Origin of the sequence: Haloarcula sp. DT43 (assembly GCF_037078405.1) — an archaeon.
Classification (GTDB): Archaea; Halobacteriota; Halobacteria; order Halobacteriales; family Haloarculaceae; genus Haloarcula; species Haloarcula brevis.
On record NZ_JAYMGZ010000002.1, the window covers coordinates 250,911 to 268,156 of the forward strand.

12 protein-coding genes are annotated in these 17,246 nt (G+C 66.9%); 4 read left to right on the forward strand and 8 right to left on the reverse strand.

The features are described from left to right. Window positions 1-41: 41 nt before the first annotated feature. From acs (VI123_RS08570) to acs (VI123_RS08580), 3 genes are all read right to left on the reverse strand, one after another. Window positions 42-2,036, reverse strand: a complete 1,995-nt coding sequence (gene acs, locus VI123_RS08570) for an acetate--CoA ligase (protein ID WP_336337643.1) — start codon at window positions 2,034-2,036, stop codon at window positions 42-44. 69 nt (window positions 2,037-2,105) lie between these two features. Further along, window positions 2,106-3,797: a bacterio-opsin activator domain-containing protein gene (locus VI123_RS08575; protein ID WP_336337644.1), complete on the reverse strand. Its 1,692-nt coding sequence runs from the start codon at window positions 3,795-3,797 to the stop codon at window positions 2,106-2,108. Between the two features lie 139 nt (window positions 3,798-3,936). Further along, a complete protein-coding gene (gene acs, locus VI123_RS08580) occupies window positions 3,937-5,880 on the reverse strand; it encodes an acetate--CoA ligase (RefSeq protein WP_336337645.1) in 1,944 nt (647 codons plus the stop codon). Window positions 5,881-6,037: 157 nt separating this feature from the next. Between acs (VI123_RS08580) and VI123_RS08585 the strand changes: the two genes are divergently transcribed. The 3 genes from VI123_RS08585 (at window position 6,038) to glmS (ending at window position 10,030) form a co-directional block, all read left to right on the forward strand. After that, a complete protein-coding gene (locus tag VI123_RS08585) occupies window positions 6,038-6,898 on the forward strand; it encodes a CheF family chemotaxis protein (protein WP_336337646.1) in 861 nt (286 codons plus the stop codon). Window positions 6,899-7,049: 151 nt separating this feature from the next. Continuing rightward, window positions 7,050-8,240 (forward strand): bifunctional sugar-1-phosphate nucleotidylyltransferase/acetyltransferase, encoded by a 1,191-nt coding sequence (glmU, locus tag VI123_RS08590; protein WP_336337647.1) that lies wholly within the window; start codon window positions 7,050-7,052, stop codon window positions 8,238-8,240. Continuing rightward, on the forward strand, window positions 8,240-10,030 hold the full coding sequence (gene glmS, locus VI123_RS08595) for a glutamine--fructose-6-phosphate transaminase (isomerizing) (RefSeq protein ID WP_336337648.1): 1,791 nt from the start codon (window positions 8,240-8,242) through the stop codon (window positions 10,028-10,030). The genes glmU and glmS overlap by 1 nt, the downstream gene beginning before the upstream one ends. Window positions 10,031-10,156: 126 nt before the next feature. Here the strand turns inward: glmS and VI123_RS08600 are convergent, their stop codons facing one another. Both VI123_RS08600 and aglF read right to left on the reverse strand, forming a co-directional pair. Next, window positions 10,157-11,563, reverse strand: coding sequence for a sugar transferase (locus VI123_RS08600; protein ID WP_336337649.1), 1,407 nt, complete (start codon window positions 11,561-11,563; stop codon window positions 10,157-10,159). Between the two features lie 157 nt (window positions 11,564-11,720). Continuing rightward, window positions 11,721-12,476, reverse strand: coding sequence for a UTP--glucose-1-phosphate uridylyltransferase AglF (gene aglF / locus VI123_RS08605; RefSeq protein ID WP_336337650.1), 756 nt, complete (start codon window positions 12,474-12,476; stop codon window positions 11,721-11,723). Between the two features lie 88 nt (window positions 12,477-12,564). Here aglF and aglM point away from each other — a divergent pair, with 88 nt between their 5' ends. Continuing rightward, window positions 12,565-13,869 (forward strand): UDP-glucose 6-dehydrogenase AglM, encoded by a 1,305-nt coding sequence (gene aglM / locus VI123_RS08610; RefSeq protein ID WP_336337651.1) that lies wholly within the window; start codon window positions 12,565-12,567, stop codon window positions 13,867-13,869. Window positions 13,870-13,874: 5 nt separating this feature from the next. On the opposite strand, the gene VI123_RS08615 is transcribed toward aglM, so the two are convergent. The 3 genes from VI123_RS08615 to VI123_RS08625 form a co-directional block, all read right to left on the reverse strand. Further along, window positions 13,875-14,369, reverse strand: coding sequence for a hypothetical protein (locus VI123_RS08615; protein WP_336337652.1), 495 nt, complete (start codon window positions 14,367-14,369; stop codon window positions 13,875-13,877). Then, window positions 14,362-14,835, reverse strand: coding sequence for a single stranded DNA-binding domain-containing protein (locus VI123_RS08620; protein WP_336337653.1), 474 nt, complete (start codon window positions 14,833-14,835; stop codon window positions 14,362-14,364). The genes VI123_RS08615 and VI123_RS08620 overlap by 8 nt, the downstream gene beginning before the upstream one ends. A gap of 65 nt (window positions 14,836-14,900) precedes the next feature. Beyond that, on the reverse strand, window positions 14,901-17,240 hold the full coding sequence (locus VI123_RS08625; RefSeq protein ID WP_336337654.1) for an STT3 domain-containing protein: 2,340 nt from the start codon (window positions 17,238-17,240) through the stop codon (window positions 14,901-14,903). Window positions 17,241-17,246: the final 6 nt, after the last annotated feature.

Sequence of the window (17,246 nt, forward strand, 5' to 3'; positions counted from 1 at the left end):
ATTCTGGTGTGTCTAAATCGTAATTCGAGAAGGGTGTGGAGTCAGTCTCCCTGGACCTTCCGCTCGATGTCGCTCACGACCTCGGGGTTTCGCAGGGTGCTCGTGTCGCCAAGCTCCTCGCCGTTGGCGATGTCTTCGAGTAGCCGACGCATTATCTTCCCGGAGCGGGTCTTCGGCAGTTCCGGCGTGAAGATTACGGCCTCCGGACGGGCGATTGGGCCGATAGCGTCCTCGACGCCGTCGATAATCGCGCTCCGGAGCTCCTCGGTCTCCTCGTAGCCGTCCTCGGTGATGACGTAGGCGTACACTGCCTCGCCCTTGATGTCGTGGTCGCCGCCGACGACGGCTGCCTCGGCGACGCCCTCGACGCCGACGATGGCGCTCTCGATTTCCATCGTCCCGAGTCGGTGACCGGAGACGTTGATGACGTCGTCGACGCGACCGAGGACGGTGATGTAGCCGTCCTCGTCTATCTTCGCGCCGTCCTCGGGGAAGTACACCCAGTCGTCGGAGTCGTCGCTGTCGGTGTCGGAGTACTCGGCCCAGTACTCGTCGATGAAGCGCTCGTCGTTCTTGTACAGCGTCCGGAGCATCCCGGGCCAGGGCTTGTCGACGGTCAGGTAGCCGGCGCGGCCGGGTTCGACCTCGTCGCCCTCGGTGTCGACGATACGTACGTCGTTACCCGGCAGCGGCGGGCCGGCCGACCCCGGTTTCATGTCCTTGACGCCGGGCAGCGTCGTTATCATCATGCCGCCGGTCTCGGTCTGCCACCAGGTGTCGACGACCGGACACTCCTCGCCCCCGATGTGCTTGTAGTACCACTTCCAGGCGCGGGGGTTGATGGGCTCGCCGACGGTGCCAAGCAGGCGCAGGCTGGAGAGGTCGTGTTTCTCGGGGTACTCCTTGCCCCACTTCATGAACGCGCGGATGGCCGTCGGCGCGGTGTAGAGCTGGTCGGCCTCGTACTCCTCGACGATGTCCCAGAGGCGGTCCTTGTCGGGGTAGTCCGGCGTGCCCTCGTACATCATCGTCGTGGTCCCGAGCGCGAGCGGGCCGTAGACGATGTAAGAGTGGCCGGTAATCCAGCCGATGTCGGCCGAGCAGAAGTACGTGTCCTCGGGCTTGATGTCGAGCACCGCCTGCGAGGTCCAGGCCGCCCAGGCCAGGTAGCCGCCGGTGGAGTGTTTGACTCCCTTCGGCTTCCCGGTCGTCCCGGAGGTGTACATGAGGAACAGCATGTCCTCGGCGTCGCGGTCGACCGGTTCGACCGTCGCGCCCTCGTTGTCGGCGACGACGTCCTCGAAGGCGACCTGGTTGTCGGCGTAGTCGTGGTCGAAGCCGTCGCCGTCCATCAGGCGCTCGGCGACGATGGCGCGTTCGACCTCGTGGTCGACGCCACCCAGTCCCTCGTTGGCCTTCGAGAGGTGGTCGAGCGGGTCGCCACGCCGGTAGTAGCCGTCGCAGGTGACGAGATACTCCGAGTCGGCGGAGTTCATCCGCGTCGCCAGCGCGTCCGCGGAGAAGCCGGCGAAGACGACGGAGTGGGGCGCGCCGATGCGGGCACAGGCCAGCATGGCGATTGGCAGCTGCGGAATCATCGGCATGTACATCGTGACCACGTCGCCCTCGCCGACGCCCATCTCGCGCAGCCCGGCCGCGAACTCGTTTACCTTCCGGTGGAGCTCCTCGTAGGTGTAGGTGATGTTGTCCTCCTCGACCGGCTCACCTACCCACTCGATTGCGGCTTCGTCGCCGCGCTCGTCGAGGTGTCGGTCGAGGCAGTTCGTCGACGCGTTCAGTGTCCCGTCGGTGAACCACTCGTAGAACGGCGGGTTCGAGTCGTCCAGTACCTGGTCGTAGTCCTCTTCCCAGTCGAGGAGGTCGGCGGCACCCTCCCAACACTCCGGCCAGTTCTCGGTAAACTCGTCGTAGATACCCTCGTCCGTGACGTTCGCCTGCTCGACGAACGACTCCGGGGGCTCGAAAACCTCCTGCTCCTCGAGCCGCGCTTCTAGTTGGACATCTTCATCTGACATAGTCTATCATCGATATTTCACAGCGGCCATATAAACGGGGGGTCTAACTACGATAACACGAGACAGGGCTCACCCGTCCGTCGGTCGCCGCGGCTCCGTCGGCCGGTCGTCGAAAAACGCAGTCAGGACCTTCTGCTGTGCCTTCCTGAGGTGGTTGTGTAGCGTCGGCGACGACACGTCGAGCGAGTCCGCCAGCTCCTCGGCGGTCGACCCGCGGGGCCACTCGAAGTAGCCGCTGTGGTAGGCCGCCCGGAGGACGGTCTCCTGGCGGTCAGAGAGGGTGTCTGTCAGCCGGTCGCGGAAGCCGGTGTCGGTCTCGGCCGGCCGCTCCGTCTCCCGCTTCGCCGCCAGCGAGGTCTCGGGGTAGGCGTCGGTGACGGCGTTGACCGTCGGTCTGATGTCGGCCTCGCTGGGGAGTTCGACGCCGATGGTCGCCACGCCGTCGGTGGCCGTCACGGAGCGGATGCGGCCGCCGCTCTCGACCAACCGCAACGCCGGCGTGTCGGTCACGACCACCTCCAGCAACGCGCCGTCGCTGTGCTCTTCCAGGAGTCTAGCGTCGGCCACGCCGTCGACGTCGGCCGCGTACGACAGTATCGCGTCGGCCGAGGCACCCTCGACCATCAGGTAGTACAGCAGCGACTGGTCCGCGACGGGGACGACCCCGGACAGTTCGACTGTACACTGCAACGCCCCGGAAACTCCGGCGGTGAAGGTCCGCTCGTCCCCACAGTGAAACTCCAGTTCGGTCACCGTGTCGGCAAGCAGGAGCCGTTTGCGCTCGGCGGCGACCTGCGCGTGGCCGGTCTGGACGCCCAGCGCGGCCAGAACGGCCCGTTCCGCGTCGGCGAGTCCCCCGTCAGTCCCGACGCCGAGCACGCCGGAGACGGCGTTTTCCCTGACGAGCGGGACCAGCGCGACCGGTCCAGTGCTGTCGTCGACGACGCGAACCTCGCCCACGTCGAGCGGGGCGGCGACCGACTCGACGTGAGCGTCGAGTTGCCGCTCGACGGCCGCCTCGTCGACGTCCGTCGCCGCACGCGGCGTCAGCCCGTCGCCGGTCCGTTCGGCGAGCCAGGCGAACTCGAAGCCCGCGGCCCCCGTCAGGTGGTCACAGACCGTCGCCGCAATCGCCTCCCCGGTCGCGGCTGCCGCGAGCGCCTCGCTGACTGCCCCGACCCAGTCCGCGGGGTTTCGGCACTCGCCCGGGGTGACACGCTCGCCGGCCCCGTCGACGGCCGCGACGATGGCCTCGCGGTCCGGCTCGTCGAGCAAGGGGTCGAGCCGGTCGAGCCGGTCCCAGCCGCCGAGCGCACAGACCACGTCCGGCGGGACCCCGTCGTCGAGCAGCGCCGCCGCGAACCGCCACCGGAGGTCGCGCGAGGACGCCTCGCGCAGGTGCGGGGCCGCGTCGGCGGCGCGGTCGGCCACCTCGCTGACGAGCATCTGGAGCCGCCGCGGGGAGACCGAAAACAGCGGCTCGTCGTCGGCTCTCCCGGCCGCGTTCGCGTACTTCCGCATGTCGTGTTCGACCGCGTCCGGAAGGTACGTCTCGCGTACGACCTCGCCCTCCGCCCGGACGGAAAGCAGGCGGTGCCCCTCGAACTCGGCGACGTCGGCCAGCCGCACGGCCGTCATCTCGGCCGGACGGAGCCCGACCTCCGCGCCGAGTCGGAGCACGAGGTCCGCGCGGTGCGTCTCGGCTGCGCGCCGGAGCCGTTCGTACCCTCGCTCGCCGATTCGGTCCGCTGGGCCGTCCATCTGTTTCGGAATATCGAACAATACCGAAATAAGAATTCCGGTCGAAAAAGCGCTACTGGTGTGCTTGAGAGATACTGTGCGTTGAGCGCGGGAATACCTCGGGTTAGAACTTCGAATTTTTCGAGAAAAACGAAACGCGTCACTCCCCGCTCGTCGTCGACTGGATTTCGCCGAGGATTTCGGGGTTGCGCAGCGCGCTGGTGTCGCCCAGGTCCTCGTCGTTTGCCACTGCCGTCAGCAGGCGGCGCATAACCTTGCCCGAGCGCGTCTTCGGGAGGTCGGGCGTGAACACTATCTCCTTGGGTCGGGCGATACCGCCGATGGCGTCGACGATGGCCTCCTCGATGGCCGCCCGGAGTTCGCTTTCAGCGTAGCCGTCCTCCGGGGAGGCGAAGGCGTACACTGCTGTTCCGGTCGTCTCGTCGTCGGCACCGACGACGGCGGCCTCGGCGACGCCGGTGACGCCCGCGACCGTCGACTCCAGTTCCTTGGTGCTGAACCGCCGGCCGGCGACGTTTATCGCGTCGTCGATGCGCCCGAGGAACGTGATGTAGCCGTCCTCGTCGACCGAGACGCTGTCCTCCGGGTAGTACCGCCACTCGTGACTGTCGTCCGGCACGCTGCCCCAGCCAGTCCCCTCCAGCAGCGCCCGGGGCATCCCCGGCCAGGGGCGCGTCACGACGAGTTCGCCGGCCGCGTTCGGCCCGGCCGCCGCACCCGAGCGGTCGACGACGGACGCCTCGATACCCGGGAGCGGCGTTCCCGCCGCCCCCGGCTTCATTCCGTCGACGCCCGGCAGCGTCGACACGAGCACCGCGCCGGTTTCGGTCTGCCACCAGGTGTCGACGATGGGGCACTCGCCACCGCCGATGTGCTCGCGGTACCACTCCCAGGCGCGCGCGTCCATCGGTTCACCGACGGTGCCAAGCAGGCGCAGGCTGGAGAGGTCGTGTTTCTCGGGGTACTCCTTGCCCCACTTCATGAACGCGCGGACGGCCGTCGGCGCGGTGTAGAACACGTCGACGGCGTACTTCTCGATGAGTTCCCACAGCCGGTCTTTCTCGGGGTGGTCCGCGGTGCCGTTGTACAGCACCGTCGTGGTCCCGAGCGCGAGCGGGCCGTAGACGATGTAGGAGTGGCCGGTAATCCAGCCGATGTCGGCCGAACACCAGTAGGTGTCTTCGGGCTTGATGTCGAGCACCGACCGGGCGGTCCAGGCGACGTGGGCGAGATACCCGCCGGTCGTGTGGGTGACGGCTTTGGGGCGGCCGGTCGTCCCCGACGTGTAGATACGAAAGAGCGGGTCGTCCGCCGCCCGCGAGATGGGTTCGACTTCGGCCCCCTCGTGGGCCGCCAGCAGGTCGTGATAGTCGTCGTAGTCGTCGCCTAAATGCACGTCGCGGCCGAGTCGGTCCAGCACGACGACCGACACGTCGTGGTCGACGGCGATGCGCGCGTTGTCCGCCTTGTTCTTCTGGGCGACGGCGCTACCGCGGCGGTAGTAGCCGTCGCAGGTGACGAGATACTCCGACTCGGCCCGCTCCATGCGCGTCGCCAGCGCGTCCGCGGAGAAGCCGGCGAAGACGACGTTGTGTGGCACGCCGAGCCGCGCGCAGGCGAGCATCGCCACCGGGAGTTCGGGCACCATCGGCAGGTACAGCGTCACCACGTCGTCCGGGCCGACGCCGCGCTCGCGCAGCGCCGCGGCGAAGGCGTTGACCTCCCGGTACAGCTCCAAGTAGGTGTAGGTGCGGGACTCGCCGAGGTGGCCCTCCCAGACCAGCGCGAGCTGGTTCTTCCGCTCGGGGAGGTGCCGGTCGAGGCAGTTGTACGCGGCGTTTAACCGGCCACCGGGGAACCACTCGAACGGCGGTCCGTCCGTCCCGCGGAACACGGTTTCGTAGGGCATCTCCCAGTCGAGCAACTCGGCGGCCTCGCGCCAGCAATCGGGCCACTCCCGTTCGAAGCGGTCGTAGACAGCCGGGTCCGTCACGTTCGCCTGCTCGACGAACCAGTCCGGTGGCTCGACTGTCTCGCGCCCCGCGCGGGACCGGTCCCGACCCGGTTCGTCACCCCGTGTCATCAATTGACAATACGGCCGCGCACTCAAAAACCTCCTCTCTAATTATGTACTATTTTCCGCGAGGTCGGCGCGGTCGGCCGTTCTCACTTTCGACACTGGCGACGGAACTTATATTGAGTCCTGCGGCCAACTGGTGTACGAGAGGCCGGGACGGGGCATGAGCGACACCGAAAAGAAGATCGCCGACACGAAAGGACAGTTCCTTCAGGCGGTCTCACAGGGCCAGCGCCTCACCGACGCCGAGTGGCGAAACTGCCGCATCATCCTCACCACCGAGCGGGTCGCCCTGCTGGGCGACGACAAGCGACAGATATCGCTGACCGACATCGACCGCATCGCCGACCGGTTCGACGTGAACCAGCAAAGCGCCGGCGTCTCCGAGTACATCGCGCTCTACGTCGGCGAGGACGTGATCCTCGTGTCGGCGTCGGACCACGAGGCCTTCGAGACCGACTTCTACCGGGCGAGCCTCGACGGCGCAATCGTGCTGGTCCAACATCCCGCACTGAAAGGCGGCGTCGTCCAGTCCGCCGAGTGGACGAAAGGCCGGCTGAAAGTCGGCGACGAGGCGCTGAAACTCGCGATGGCCGACGGGCAGGCCGTCGTCGTCGACCGCGCCGACATCGGCGACCTCGCCGTCGAGGAGAAACAGGTCAACGGCGAGGAGCGAACGGTCATCCAGGTCGAACACAGCGAGGACGACATCAGCGTCGAGACCCACCTCGCGGGCGAGGAGTTCCACGCCACCGTCCTCCGGACGATGCTCGAGGAGAGCGCCGAGCAGAACCGCGCCGACCTGGACCTGAGTTCGACGGAGAAACGGGTCATCATGGCGCTGCACTCCGGCGTCTCGCCGTTCGACATCCCCAACTTCGTCGGCATCTCCGTCGAGAAGACCGAGGAGATATTCGACCGCCTCATCGAACTCGACGTGATAAGCGTGCTCCGCGAGCGAACGGAAGTGAACCTGACGACGAAGGGCCGTCGGGTCGCCGGCGAGCGGATGGGCGAACAGTAGTGCGGCCCCGCACCGGGACCCGATGCCACGACCGTCTCGCCCCCATCTGCCGTTCGGTTTCCGGCCCCCAATCTGGACATGCGTGGGAGTAGCCGCCGACCAATCACAGTAGGTGCGCCATATTGAAGCCCCTCCTCCGTCTGCATCAGGTATGCACATCGATACGGCTGTGGTCCTCGCCGCGGGCGAAGGGACTCGTCTGCGGCCGTTGACGCGAAACCGGCCCAAGCCTATGTTGCCGGCCGCGAACCGGCCGATTCTCGAACACGTGTTCGACGCCCTGGTCGAGGCGGGTATCGAGGAACTGGTCGTCGTCGTCGGCTACAAGCGCGACCGGGTTCAGGACCACTTCGGCCCGACGTACCGCGGCGTGCCCGTCACGTACGTGAGCCAGACGAAACAGCTCGGCAGCGGCCACGCGCTGCTGCAGGCCCGCAGCGTGGTCGACGACCCTCTGCTGGTGATGAACGGCGACCGGCTCGTCGACGCGGCCACCATCGAGGCGGTAGACGCTTCCTACGCGGAGGCCGGGCACACGAGCATCGCCGTACTCGAACGGCAGGACACCAGCCGGTACGGCGCGGTCGAAGTACAGGACGGCGACATCGTCGACATCGTCGAAAAGCCCCGGCACGACGACTTCCGCCTCATCAACGGCGGGGTGTACGCCTTCGGCAGCGACGTCTTCGAGGCTATCGACGACACGACGCGCCACGCCGGGGAACTGGCGCTGACAGACACCATCGAACTCCTGCTGGAGTCCGACCGCGTCCGGGCGGTCGAGGTCGACGGGATGTGGGTCGACGCGACCTACCCGTGGGACCTGCTGACCGTCGCCCGCGAGGTGCTTGCCAGGGGGCGGGTCGTCGAGTCGGCCCGCGACGAACAGGTCTGGGTAGACACCTCCGCGCGCGTCCACGACGAGGCCGTCCTCCAGTCACCGGTCGTCATCGGCCCGGACTGCGAGGTCGGCCCCGACGCAGTCATCGGCCCTGACGTGGCGCTCGGCCGCAACGTCACTGTCGGAGCCAACAGCGTCGTCCAACACACCGTCCTCGACGCGGACACGCGCGTCGACCCGAGTTCGACCCTCGTCGACACCGTCACCGGTCAGGACGTGAACCTCGGCGTCAACACGGTCGTCCCAGGCGGCCCGGCCGACGTGCAGGTCGGCACGGACGTGTTCGAAGACCAGCGGCTCGGCGCTGTCATCGCCGACCGCGCCGCCGCGCTCGGTGACGTGAGCTTCGTCTCAGGGTCGCTCGTGGGACCGAACGCCCGGCTCGCCACCGGCGTCACAGTCGACGGAACTGTCCCCGAGGGCGCGGAGGTGGTCCGCTGATGTGTGGCATCATCGGTTGCGTCGGCCGCGGCGACGAAACTCTGGATACGCTCGTTCACGGCCTCTCGAAACTGGAGTACCGCGGGTACGACTCCGCCGGTGTCGCGCTGGCGAACAGTCATATCGACATGTGCAAACACTCCGGGAAAATCGCCGACCTGCGCGAGGCCCTCTCCGACCGGACGCTATCGGGCTCGGTCGGCATCGGCCACACCCGCTGGAGCACGCACGGGCCGCCGACCGACGAGAACGCTCACCCACACCAGGACTGCACCGGTGACGTCGCCGTCGTGCACAACGGCATCATCGAGAACTACCAGTCGCTCCGGGACGAACTCGTCGGAGCCGGCCACACCTTCACCTCCGACACCGACACGGAGGTCGTCCCCCACCTCATCGAGGATGCGCTGAAGGACGGTGCCGACCCCGAAGACGCCGTTCGCGAGGCCATCGGCCGCCTCAACGGGAGCTACGCCGTCGCCGTCGTCGTCGCCGGCTGTGATTCGGTGTTCGCCGCCCGGAACGACTCGCCGCTCGTCTTGGGTATCGACGAGGGCGCGACCTACTTGGCGAGTGACGTGCCTGCTTTCCGGGATTTCACCGACAAGGTCGTCTACCTCGCCGACGGGGAGTTCGCCCGCCTCAACGGCGACGGGTGGACGGTCACCGACACCGACGGCACCGTCGTCGAGAAGGACGTCGACACCGTCCAGTGGGACCCCGAGGAAACCGGCAAGAGCGGCTACGACCACTTCATGCTCAAGGAAATCCACGAGCAACCGCGCGCACTCCGGCAGTGCCTGCGGGGTCGCGTGGACGAACTCTCCGGGGCGGTCGACATCGGTGACCTCGGGGACCTCTCCCCGACCGGCGTCCAGTTCGTCGCCTGCGGGACCTCCTACCACGCCGCCCTGCACGGCGCGCAACTGTTCCGCGAGGCGGGCATCCCTTCCCAGGCGTTCCTCGCCAGCGAGTACGCGACCACGACGCCGCCCATCGGCGACGCCCTGGTCGTCGGCGTCACACAGAGCGGCGAGACCGCGGACACGCTCTCGGCACTCCGGGCGGCGCGCCGCCGGGGCGCGCGCACGCTCGCCGTCACGAACGTCGTCGGCTCCACCGCGGCCCGCGAGTGCGACCACGCGCTGTACATCCGTGCCGGCCCCGAAATCGGCGTCGCCGCGACCAAGACCTTCGCCTCGCAGCTGGCCGCGCTGAACCTGCTCGCGCTCGGAACGTCCTCGACCGGCGACGCCCGGCAGGTCATCAGCGCGCTCCGTGACCTCCCCGGCCACGTCCAGGAGGTGCTCGACGAGTCCGCTGCCCAGGAGATCGCCGAACTGTACCAGGACGCCAACGCCTACTTCTTCATCGGCCGCGGGTATCAGAAGCCCGTAGCGCTGGAGGGTGCACTGAAGATGAAAGAGATCACCTACAAGCACGCCGAGGGCTTCGCGTCCGGCGAACTCAAACACGGCCCGCTGGCGCTGGTGACCGAGAACACCCCGGTGTTCGCCATCGTGACCGGCGACGACGAGCGCGCCCGAAAGACCATCGGGAACGTCAAGGAGGTCGAAGCCCGCGACGCCCCGGTCGTCGCGATTACCGACGGGCAAAGCGACGTCGAGCGGTACGCCGACCACGTGCTCGAGATTCCCGAGACCCACCCGCGAGCCGCTGCCGTGCTGGCGAACACGCACCTGCAGCTAGTGTCGTATCACACGGCCGCGCTGCTGGGGCGAAACATCGACAAACCCCGGAACCTGGCGAAAAGCGTGACGGTGGAGTGAGCGGCCCCGCCGGGGAACCGCAGCGTTTCTGTGGGTGGGGTGTTTCACCACAGAACGGGGCTGGCTTCGTCGGAGAACCTGTCGGGGAACAGCGGTGCGTGGACTTCTAGGTCGTAGACTGGTTTCCTATGGAGATATCGCCGTTCGAACAACAGTAAGCACATCTCCAACCACTTTCCAGACCTGCCGGATAACCAACTTCAGGTCGAAAGTGAAGGACTGTTCGCGGATGTATTTCAGGTCGAGACGGAGTTTTTCAGAGGGGTTTGTACTCTTGATGTCGTTCACCTGTGCCAAGCCAGTTAGCCCAGGTTTGACGAACCACCGCTGACGCCAGGACCGCGTATCGGCCTCTAGTAAGGACTCTTCGGCCGTCCAGACCGCCCGTGGCCCGACCACGCTCATGTCTCCAACGAGAATAGACCAGAGCTGTGGCGTTTCGTCCAGATGCGTTCGGCGGAGTACCTTCCCGACATCAGTAATACGGTTGTTCTCTTCGTCCGCGACCGGCGTCGCCGACTCCTCGTCCGGGGACATACTTCTGAATTTGTAGATGTTGAAAGCCTCACCGAACACCGCGGTTCGTTCCTGTGTGTACAGGATCGATCCGCCGTCATCCATTTTGATAGCGACCGCGATCACGATGATAACAGGCGACAAGAGTAGCAGCCCGACCGTCGCAAACACGACATCAAACGCTCGTTTCAGGATGTAGTCCTGAACGTCCCACGGCTCGATTTCCACATCGACCAGTGTTGCCAACTCATCGTTGGCGGTCAACACGGAATCCGCGTGGTCCCGATGAACTTTCGCGTGGACGCCGTACTCGTAACAGGCATCGAGCGCGCCGAAGAACTCCGCCCTGTCGGCGTGTTCGAACGCCAACACGACGGTGTCGACGTCGTATTCCACGAGGATGTCCTCGATCCGTGAGAGCCCGCCCAACCGTTCCAGCCCTCCGGAGCGGATGCCGCCGTCCGCGATGGCTTCCATTTGCTCTGTCGTCGTAACAACACTTGTCGGACAGAGATACCCCAGGAGCGTCTCGTCGACCTCACTGGCGACCTCTTCGATCACTTCGAGGTCATCGCCGACGACGACGGTGCGCTCGCCGTTCGGCGACGGCCGCTCCCGGATCCAGACGAACCACGCGGGCAGTGTGACAAGTAACAGCGGGGTCACCAACACGACGGTCAAGCGCGGGAGTCGGTACGTGTAGTCGAAATAGCCGATTGTCGCCAACACGAGAGCAGCTACGAGCACCCGCTTTTGCGCCAGCGCAATCGCGTCGAGAATCCGGCGCGGGCGGGGCTTGTACAGCGGGAAGAACACGCTGACGACGACCGCGATTGTGACCAAGAGCTCGAACGTGAACTCGGACCCCGTCGGGGGGTCGGTTGGGAGCCGACCGAGCACCGGGATGGTGGTCGCTATCGACTGGACGGCCGCGTTGTTGACGACCGCGACAGCGGCCGCTGTCAGCACGACGACGCCGGCGACGCTCGCGACCCGGTATCGCCAGCCACTATCCATCATAAGTGTGATTGCGGAGTCACGTGATAAGTCCTGCGTCACGGGCCTCAGATGAGTGGACGCGGTGGGGCGGCTACGTCCCGTCTGCTGGTATCGTCAGCAAACCGGAGAGACACTCACGACCCGAGACGAGGTGCCAGCACGGCCGTCGGCCGGTTCACTCGCTCGCGGCGATGTTTTCGGCGGCCATTTCGGGGTCGATTTCGCCCTGTAGCCGCTTTTCGGCCTGGTCGCGGTCTTCGGGGTAGCCGATGTCGTTGCGCCAGCCGTCCATTCTGATGGCGTCGATCGTTCGGCCGGAGTGCAACAGAAGGTCGATGGCGTCGCTGATTTCGTACTCGTCGCGGTTCGAGGGCTGGACCAGGTGGCAGGCGTGGAAGATGGCCGGCGTGAACGTGTAGAAGCCGGTCATCACCAGGTTCGACGGCGGTTCCTCGGGCTTCTCGACGACTTCGGTTATCTCACCGTACTTGTTGGTGTCGCAGACGCCGTACCGCCCCGCCTCGTCCCACGGAACTTCTTCGACGAGGAAGGCGGCGTCGGCTCGCTCCTCCTGCTGTCGGTTGACGACGTCCTGGAGGTTCGCCTCGAAGATGTTGTCCCCGAGCATCAGCATGAAGTCGTCGTCGACGTGTTCCTCGACGGTAAGGAGCGCGTGGGCGAGGCCCTTCTGCTCGCGCTGGTGCGTGTAGGTTATCGGGACGCCCTCGAACTCGTCCTCGTAGTGGTTAATGATGGCCTGCTTCTTGTAGCCGACGACTACCAGGAGTTCGTCGGCGCCCAGCTCGATCAGCTGCTCGAAGCAGTGGGTCAGAATCGGTTTCCCCGCGACCTCTACCATCCCCTTGGGCTTGTCCTCGGTCAGCGGGCGGAGACGGGTTCCCTCACCGGCGGCGAGTACGACAGCTTTCATACCTCCTCATTGGTCGGGCGTCCGATAAAACTCTTGTCGAACTGTAAGACCCGAATTATAATACCCGCTGCTCGACTACCCTGGCTCGATGAACGTCAGTATTGTCGGGAGCGGGTACGTCGGGACGACGGTCGCGGCGTGTCTCGCGGACCTCGGGCACGAAGTCGTAACGATAGACATCGACGAGGACATCGTCGACGCGGTAAACGACGGCGAGTCGCCGATACACGAGCCTGGACTCGACGAACTCGTGGCCGAACACGGCGGCGGTCGGCTCCGTGCGAGCACCGACTATGACGAGATTCTCGACACCGAACTGACGATGCTCGCGCTCCCGACGCCCTCGAACGACGACGGAAGTATCGACCTCCAGTTCATGGAGGCCGGTGCGGCGTCCATCGGCGAGGCGCTGGCCGGCGGCGAGTCGACCGACGACCCGCACCTCGTCGTCACGAAGTCCACCGTCGTCCCGAACACGACCGAGGACCGGCTCGCGTCCCGCATTGCGGACGCCGGACTCGAACGGGGGACCGACTTCCTCGTCGCCTCCAACCCCGAGTTCCAGCGGGAGGGGACGGCCGTCGCGGACTTCCTGAACCCCGACAAGCTCGTGTTCGGAACGGACGACGACCGCGCGACGGCGCTGCTCCATGACCTCTATGCACCACTTCGAGAGGCCGCCGACGGCGACGTGCCGGTCGTCGAGACCGGTATCGCCGAGGCCGAGATGATAAAGTACGCCAACAACACGTTCCTGGCGACGAAGATAAGCCTCATCAACGACATCGGGAACATCTGCAAGGAGTTCGGCGTCGACGCCTACGAGGTGGCCGACGCAATCGGGCTCGACGACCGCATCGGCGAGCAGTTCCTCCGTAGCGGCGTCGGCTGGGGCGGCAGTTGCTTCCCGAAGGATACCGACGCCATCATCGCCGCGGCGCGGGAGCAGGGCTACGACCCCGCGGTCCTTTCGGCGGCCGTGGAACTGAACGACGCCCAGCCCGGACGGCTCCTCGACCTCCTCGACGGCCACGTCGACGTGTCCGGCAAACGCGTCGCCGTCCTCGGACTGGCGTTCAAACCCGGGACCGACGACATCCGGAACACGCGGGCGGTACCGGTCATCGAGGGACTGCAGGAGCGGGGTGCCGACGTCGTCGCCTACGACCCCGTGGCGGCAGAGAACATGCGCGAGCGCTATCCCGACATCGAGTACGCCGACTCGGCGGCGGCCGCTCTCGACGGCGCGTCCGGCGCTGTTGTCGTCACCGACTGGGACGAGTTCGCGGCACTCGACGCCGAGTTCGACGAGATGGTTGACCCCGTCGTCGTCGACGGCCGCCGCATCATCGAGCGCCGGGACGGCATCACCTACGAGGGGTTGACCTGGTAGCCAGGTCAGCCACGCGCCCGTACCCGCCTGTCGAGGACGGCGACCGTACCGGCTGCAAGGAGCGCCACGACGAGTACGGTCGGGTCCGAGGACACGTACAGGCTCGGCGTCGGCGGCCGCCAGCTCGTGAACGGGTACAGCCAGGCGCTCGCCCGCCCGTCGGCGTACACCCGCAGCCCATCGAGCACCAGCGAGGTGAGGCCGCCGAACGTCACGAGGCCGAACACCCGTCTCCAGTAGCGTCGCTCGAACGCGACGGCGATAGCTCCGGCGAGCAACAGGACGCCCCCGAGCGTCGAGAGCGGGCCGTAGGTGAACGGAACGCCGAGGAGAGCCGCGACCGTCCCATCGTCCAGCACGATTTCGATCTTGACTAAGTCGGGAACCGCTGCGCCGCCCATTCCGACGACCACCCAGCGCCGGTCAAGCCACGCGACTATCCAGTTCGCCACCGTCAGGAGGATATACGGGACCAGCAGGTGGGTCAGCAGGTCAGCCATCGCGCGCCTCCAGCGTCCACGTGTCCCGGTCGAGACGCCAGTGCCGGCCGAACAGCAGCAGGAACCCGACTGCGCCGACGGCCGAGGCCCCGTACTTGTAGAACTCCGCCCACCGGCTGCTGTTGACGACTTCGACGCGCTCGGCCGTTATCGTCCGACGGGGTTCGAGCGTCCCGTAGACCTGGACGACGCCACCGGGCTCGACGGCCGTCCTCGCTCCGATGACCGTGAGGTTGATAGACCTCCCGTCGCTCTCGGCCCTGAGTTCCAGTCCATTTTCGCCGGTCTCTGTGACGGTTCCGATAATCAGGAGTTGCTGCCCGACGTGCGAGTCGTAGCCGGTAGAGAGGTCCGCGGCGTCCGGGTAGGGTGACCATTCGTCCTCGGTGACCTCCGCGTGGACGAACAGCCCTCCGAGCGTCAGACACAGGCCGAGTACGACGGCGAGACGAATCCAGACGCGCACACGCTGTCTTCTTTCGGTCGGTGGCATGGTCGTTTCGCTTCGGAATCACGGCGGCGCGCCCAATCTCACTCGACAGTGACGTTCCCGCCGCCGTACACGGTCTGTTCCGGGACTTCGACGGTCGTCTCCTCGCCGTCGGCCGTCGTCACAGTGTACGTTCCGGGGTTCGGGACGGTAACGGAGAACTCCCCGTTCCGGGTGGCCGACGTCCGGCGCTCGTAGGCCACTTCCCTGTCCCCGAGGGCGACCGTCGTCGTGACCGAGACGGTCGAATTCGGGGCCGCAGTACCCTGTATCGTCCCGCCGGGGACGACTGCGAACGCCTTGTGGCTGCCGTCCTCGCTGGCGAAGAGCGGCCGGTAGTGGGCCAGTCCGTCCACGTCGCCGTTCCGGCTTCCGAACTGTTGGTGGAGCCGGACGTACATCGTGGTCGGCTCCTCGATTTCGGTCCCCGTCGTCACAACGTAGCCGACGCGTCCCGAAATCTGGCTGTAGGCCGCACCGGGGTCCGTCGTCCCGACGAACGGGCCGTATGTACTGCGAGCGTAGCTGTAGCTCCGCGACTCGCCGCTGACGAAGTAGTTGTACACGCGGTTCTGCCCCCAGCGGCTGAGGACGTAGTTCTCGGGGTGGTTGATTTCCCGGTCGGCCGCGTCTGCTTCGATTGTGGTCGCCGCGCCGTACGTCCCGTCCTCGACGAGCACCTGGCTCGTCTTCACCGGGACCTGCACCATCCCGAGGGAACCGAACAACAGGAACAACACGAGAAGCGACACGACCGCGCGCCTGTCCGGGACGAGCACGTCCCGTAGCCCCTCGTCTTCAGCCGCCAGCACCGGCCGAGCGACGTCGACCCACGAGGCGACCCAGACGAACGCGAGGCCGGCAAACAGCGCGAGAAACGGGGCGAGTTCGCCGACGAAGCGGACCTGAATCGCGGCGAGGCCCAGCAGCACCCAGGCGTAGCTCCCGGCGACGAGCCAGCCGCTCCGGTCCCTGCGCGCGAGGTCGACACCCCACACCATCGCCGGAAGCGCTACGAACAGGGTCAGGCCGAGCAAAAGCAGGAAGCCGAAGGCGTCGGTGTTGAACAGCCCGTACGTCTCGGCAATCGCGTCGGACCGAAACAGCGTGTCGAGCCGGTTCCTGAACGTTCCCCACTGTTCTGTGAAGCCAAAGCGGAAGACGACGATTGCCACGATTCCCAGCACGCCGTCGACCGCAGCCAGTTGCCTGACGGTGCCGCCGACGCGTCTGGCCGCCTCCGCCGTCGCGATGACGACGAGGGTCCCACCAGTCAGCAGCCCCGGCGCGCTGGCCACGAGCGCGGTCTGCCAGCCGACGACTGTGTGGACCGCGCCGGCGAGCACAGCACCCAGCCCGACCCCGGCGAGGACCGGTGTCGTCCTGACCAGCGACGACCGGTCGTTCGCCACGTCCAGAAGCGTCTGCCCCAGGACGACCAGCCCGGCCGGCAGGAGGAGTAACGGTCCCGCCTCCCACGCGAGCACCTGGCCGGCAGTCCCGACCCCGATGCCGACCGCGGCGACCCACGGCTGTGGTCGGCGAAGCGACGCCCGGTCCGTGACCGTCGTCAGCGCGACCACGAGCGCCAGCGCGGTCAGCGCCAGCCAGGGGTAGTCGAAGGCGTGGTGGTCTGCGAACCCGAGGCTCGTCCGGAAGGCGTGGCCGGGAACGAACGCCAGAAAGAGGACCGACGCGAGCCCGACGCGCCGGTCGCTGGTGACCCGGACCGCGAGCAGATAGAGCAGGGCGGCCGTGACGAGCGCCGACACGACGGGGTACCAGGCGAGGACGTGGCCGATGACTTCCTCGCTCCCGCCGAAGAGGCTGGCCACCCACCAGAGCGTCGCGACCATCAGCGGCTCTCCCTTCGTCACTGCGCTGGGTAGCACGGAGAGCGCCCCGACGTCGGCCGCGCCGCCGGCGTTCGCCGCGACCTGCTCGACGTAATACCTGTAGTAGTAGGGGTCGTTGCTCGACAGGACGATGTCGCCGCCGCGGTATATCGACCCGACGGCGTACGTTCGGGCGACGACCACGACGGCGAGCGCGGCGGCGAGCAGGCCGGTCGCCCGCGCGTCGAGGTCGACGTTCAGGTCGACGTCCAGGGCGTCCCCGACGGCCACGTCGCGTCCGCTGTCGGTTGCGACGGCGGCGTCGCCGTCGAGCGCGGCCCGTACCGCGTCGGGGTCGGCGACGCGGTACTCGCCGCCGTCTTTCTCGACGATGCCCGCCGAGACGAGTTCGCCGAACTGGCCCGAATCGACGGGGATGTCGTCGAACGACCACCCGTCCCGTTCGTCGTCGACGGCCAGTGCCGCCGCCGCCGCGTCCCGTAGCTCGGGCCGGTCGTCGAGCACCGCCCCGGGCGTGTCGCTCATGTGTCC

What these genes read in the sequence shown, in the direction of transcription:
- acs (WP_336337643.1), bottom strand. Translation starts at nt 2,036, where the DNA reads ATGTCAGATGAAGATGTCCAACTAGAAGCGCGGCTCGAGGAGCAGGAG.
- VI123_RS08575 (WP_336337644.1), bottom strand. Translation starts at nt 3,797, where the DNA reads ATGGACGGCCCAGCGGACCGAATCGGCGAGCGAGGGTACGAACGGCTC.
- acs (WP_336337645.1), bottom strand. Translation starts at nt 5,880, where the DNA reads ATGACACGGGGTGACGAACCGGGTCGGGACCGGTCCCGCGCGGGGCGC.
- VI123_RS08585 (WP_336337646.1), top strand. Translation starts at nt 6,038, where the DNA reads ATGAGCGACACCGAAAAGAAGATCGCCGACACGAAAGGACAGTTCCTT.
- glmU (WP_336337647.1), top strand. Translation starts at nt 7,050, where the DNA reads ATGCACATCGATACGGCTGTGGTCCTCGCCGCGGGCGAAGGGACTCGT.
- glmS (WP_336337648.1), top strand. Translation starts at nt 8,240, where the DNA reads ATGTGTGGCATCATCGGTTGCGTCGGCCGCGGCGACGAAACTCTGGAT.
- VI123_RS08600 (WP_336337649.1), bottom strand. Translation starts at nt 11,563, where the DNA reads ATGGATAGTGGCTGGCGATACCGGGTCGCGAGCGTCGCCGGCGTCGTC.
- aglF (WP_336337650.1), bottom strand. Translation starts at nt 12,476, where the DNA reads ATGAAAGCTGTCGTACTCGCCGCCGGTGAGGGAACCCGTCTCCGCCCG.
- aglM (WP_336337651.1), top strand. Translation starts at nt 12,565, where the DNA reads ATGAACGTCAGTATTGTCGGGAGCGGGTACGTCGGGACGACGGTCGCG.
- VI123_RS08615 (WP_336337652.1), bottom strand. Translation starts at nt 14,369, where the DNA reads ATGGCTGACCTGCTGACCCACCTGCTGGTCCCGTATATCCTCCTGACG.
- VI123_RS08625 (WP_336337654.1), bottom strand. Translation starts at nt 17,240, where the DNA reads ATGAGCGACACGCCCGGGGCGGTGCTCGACGACCGGCCCGAGCTACGG.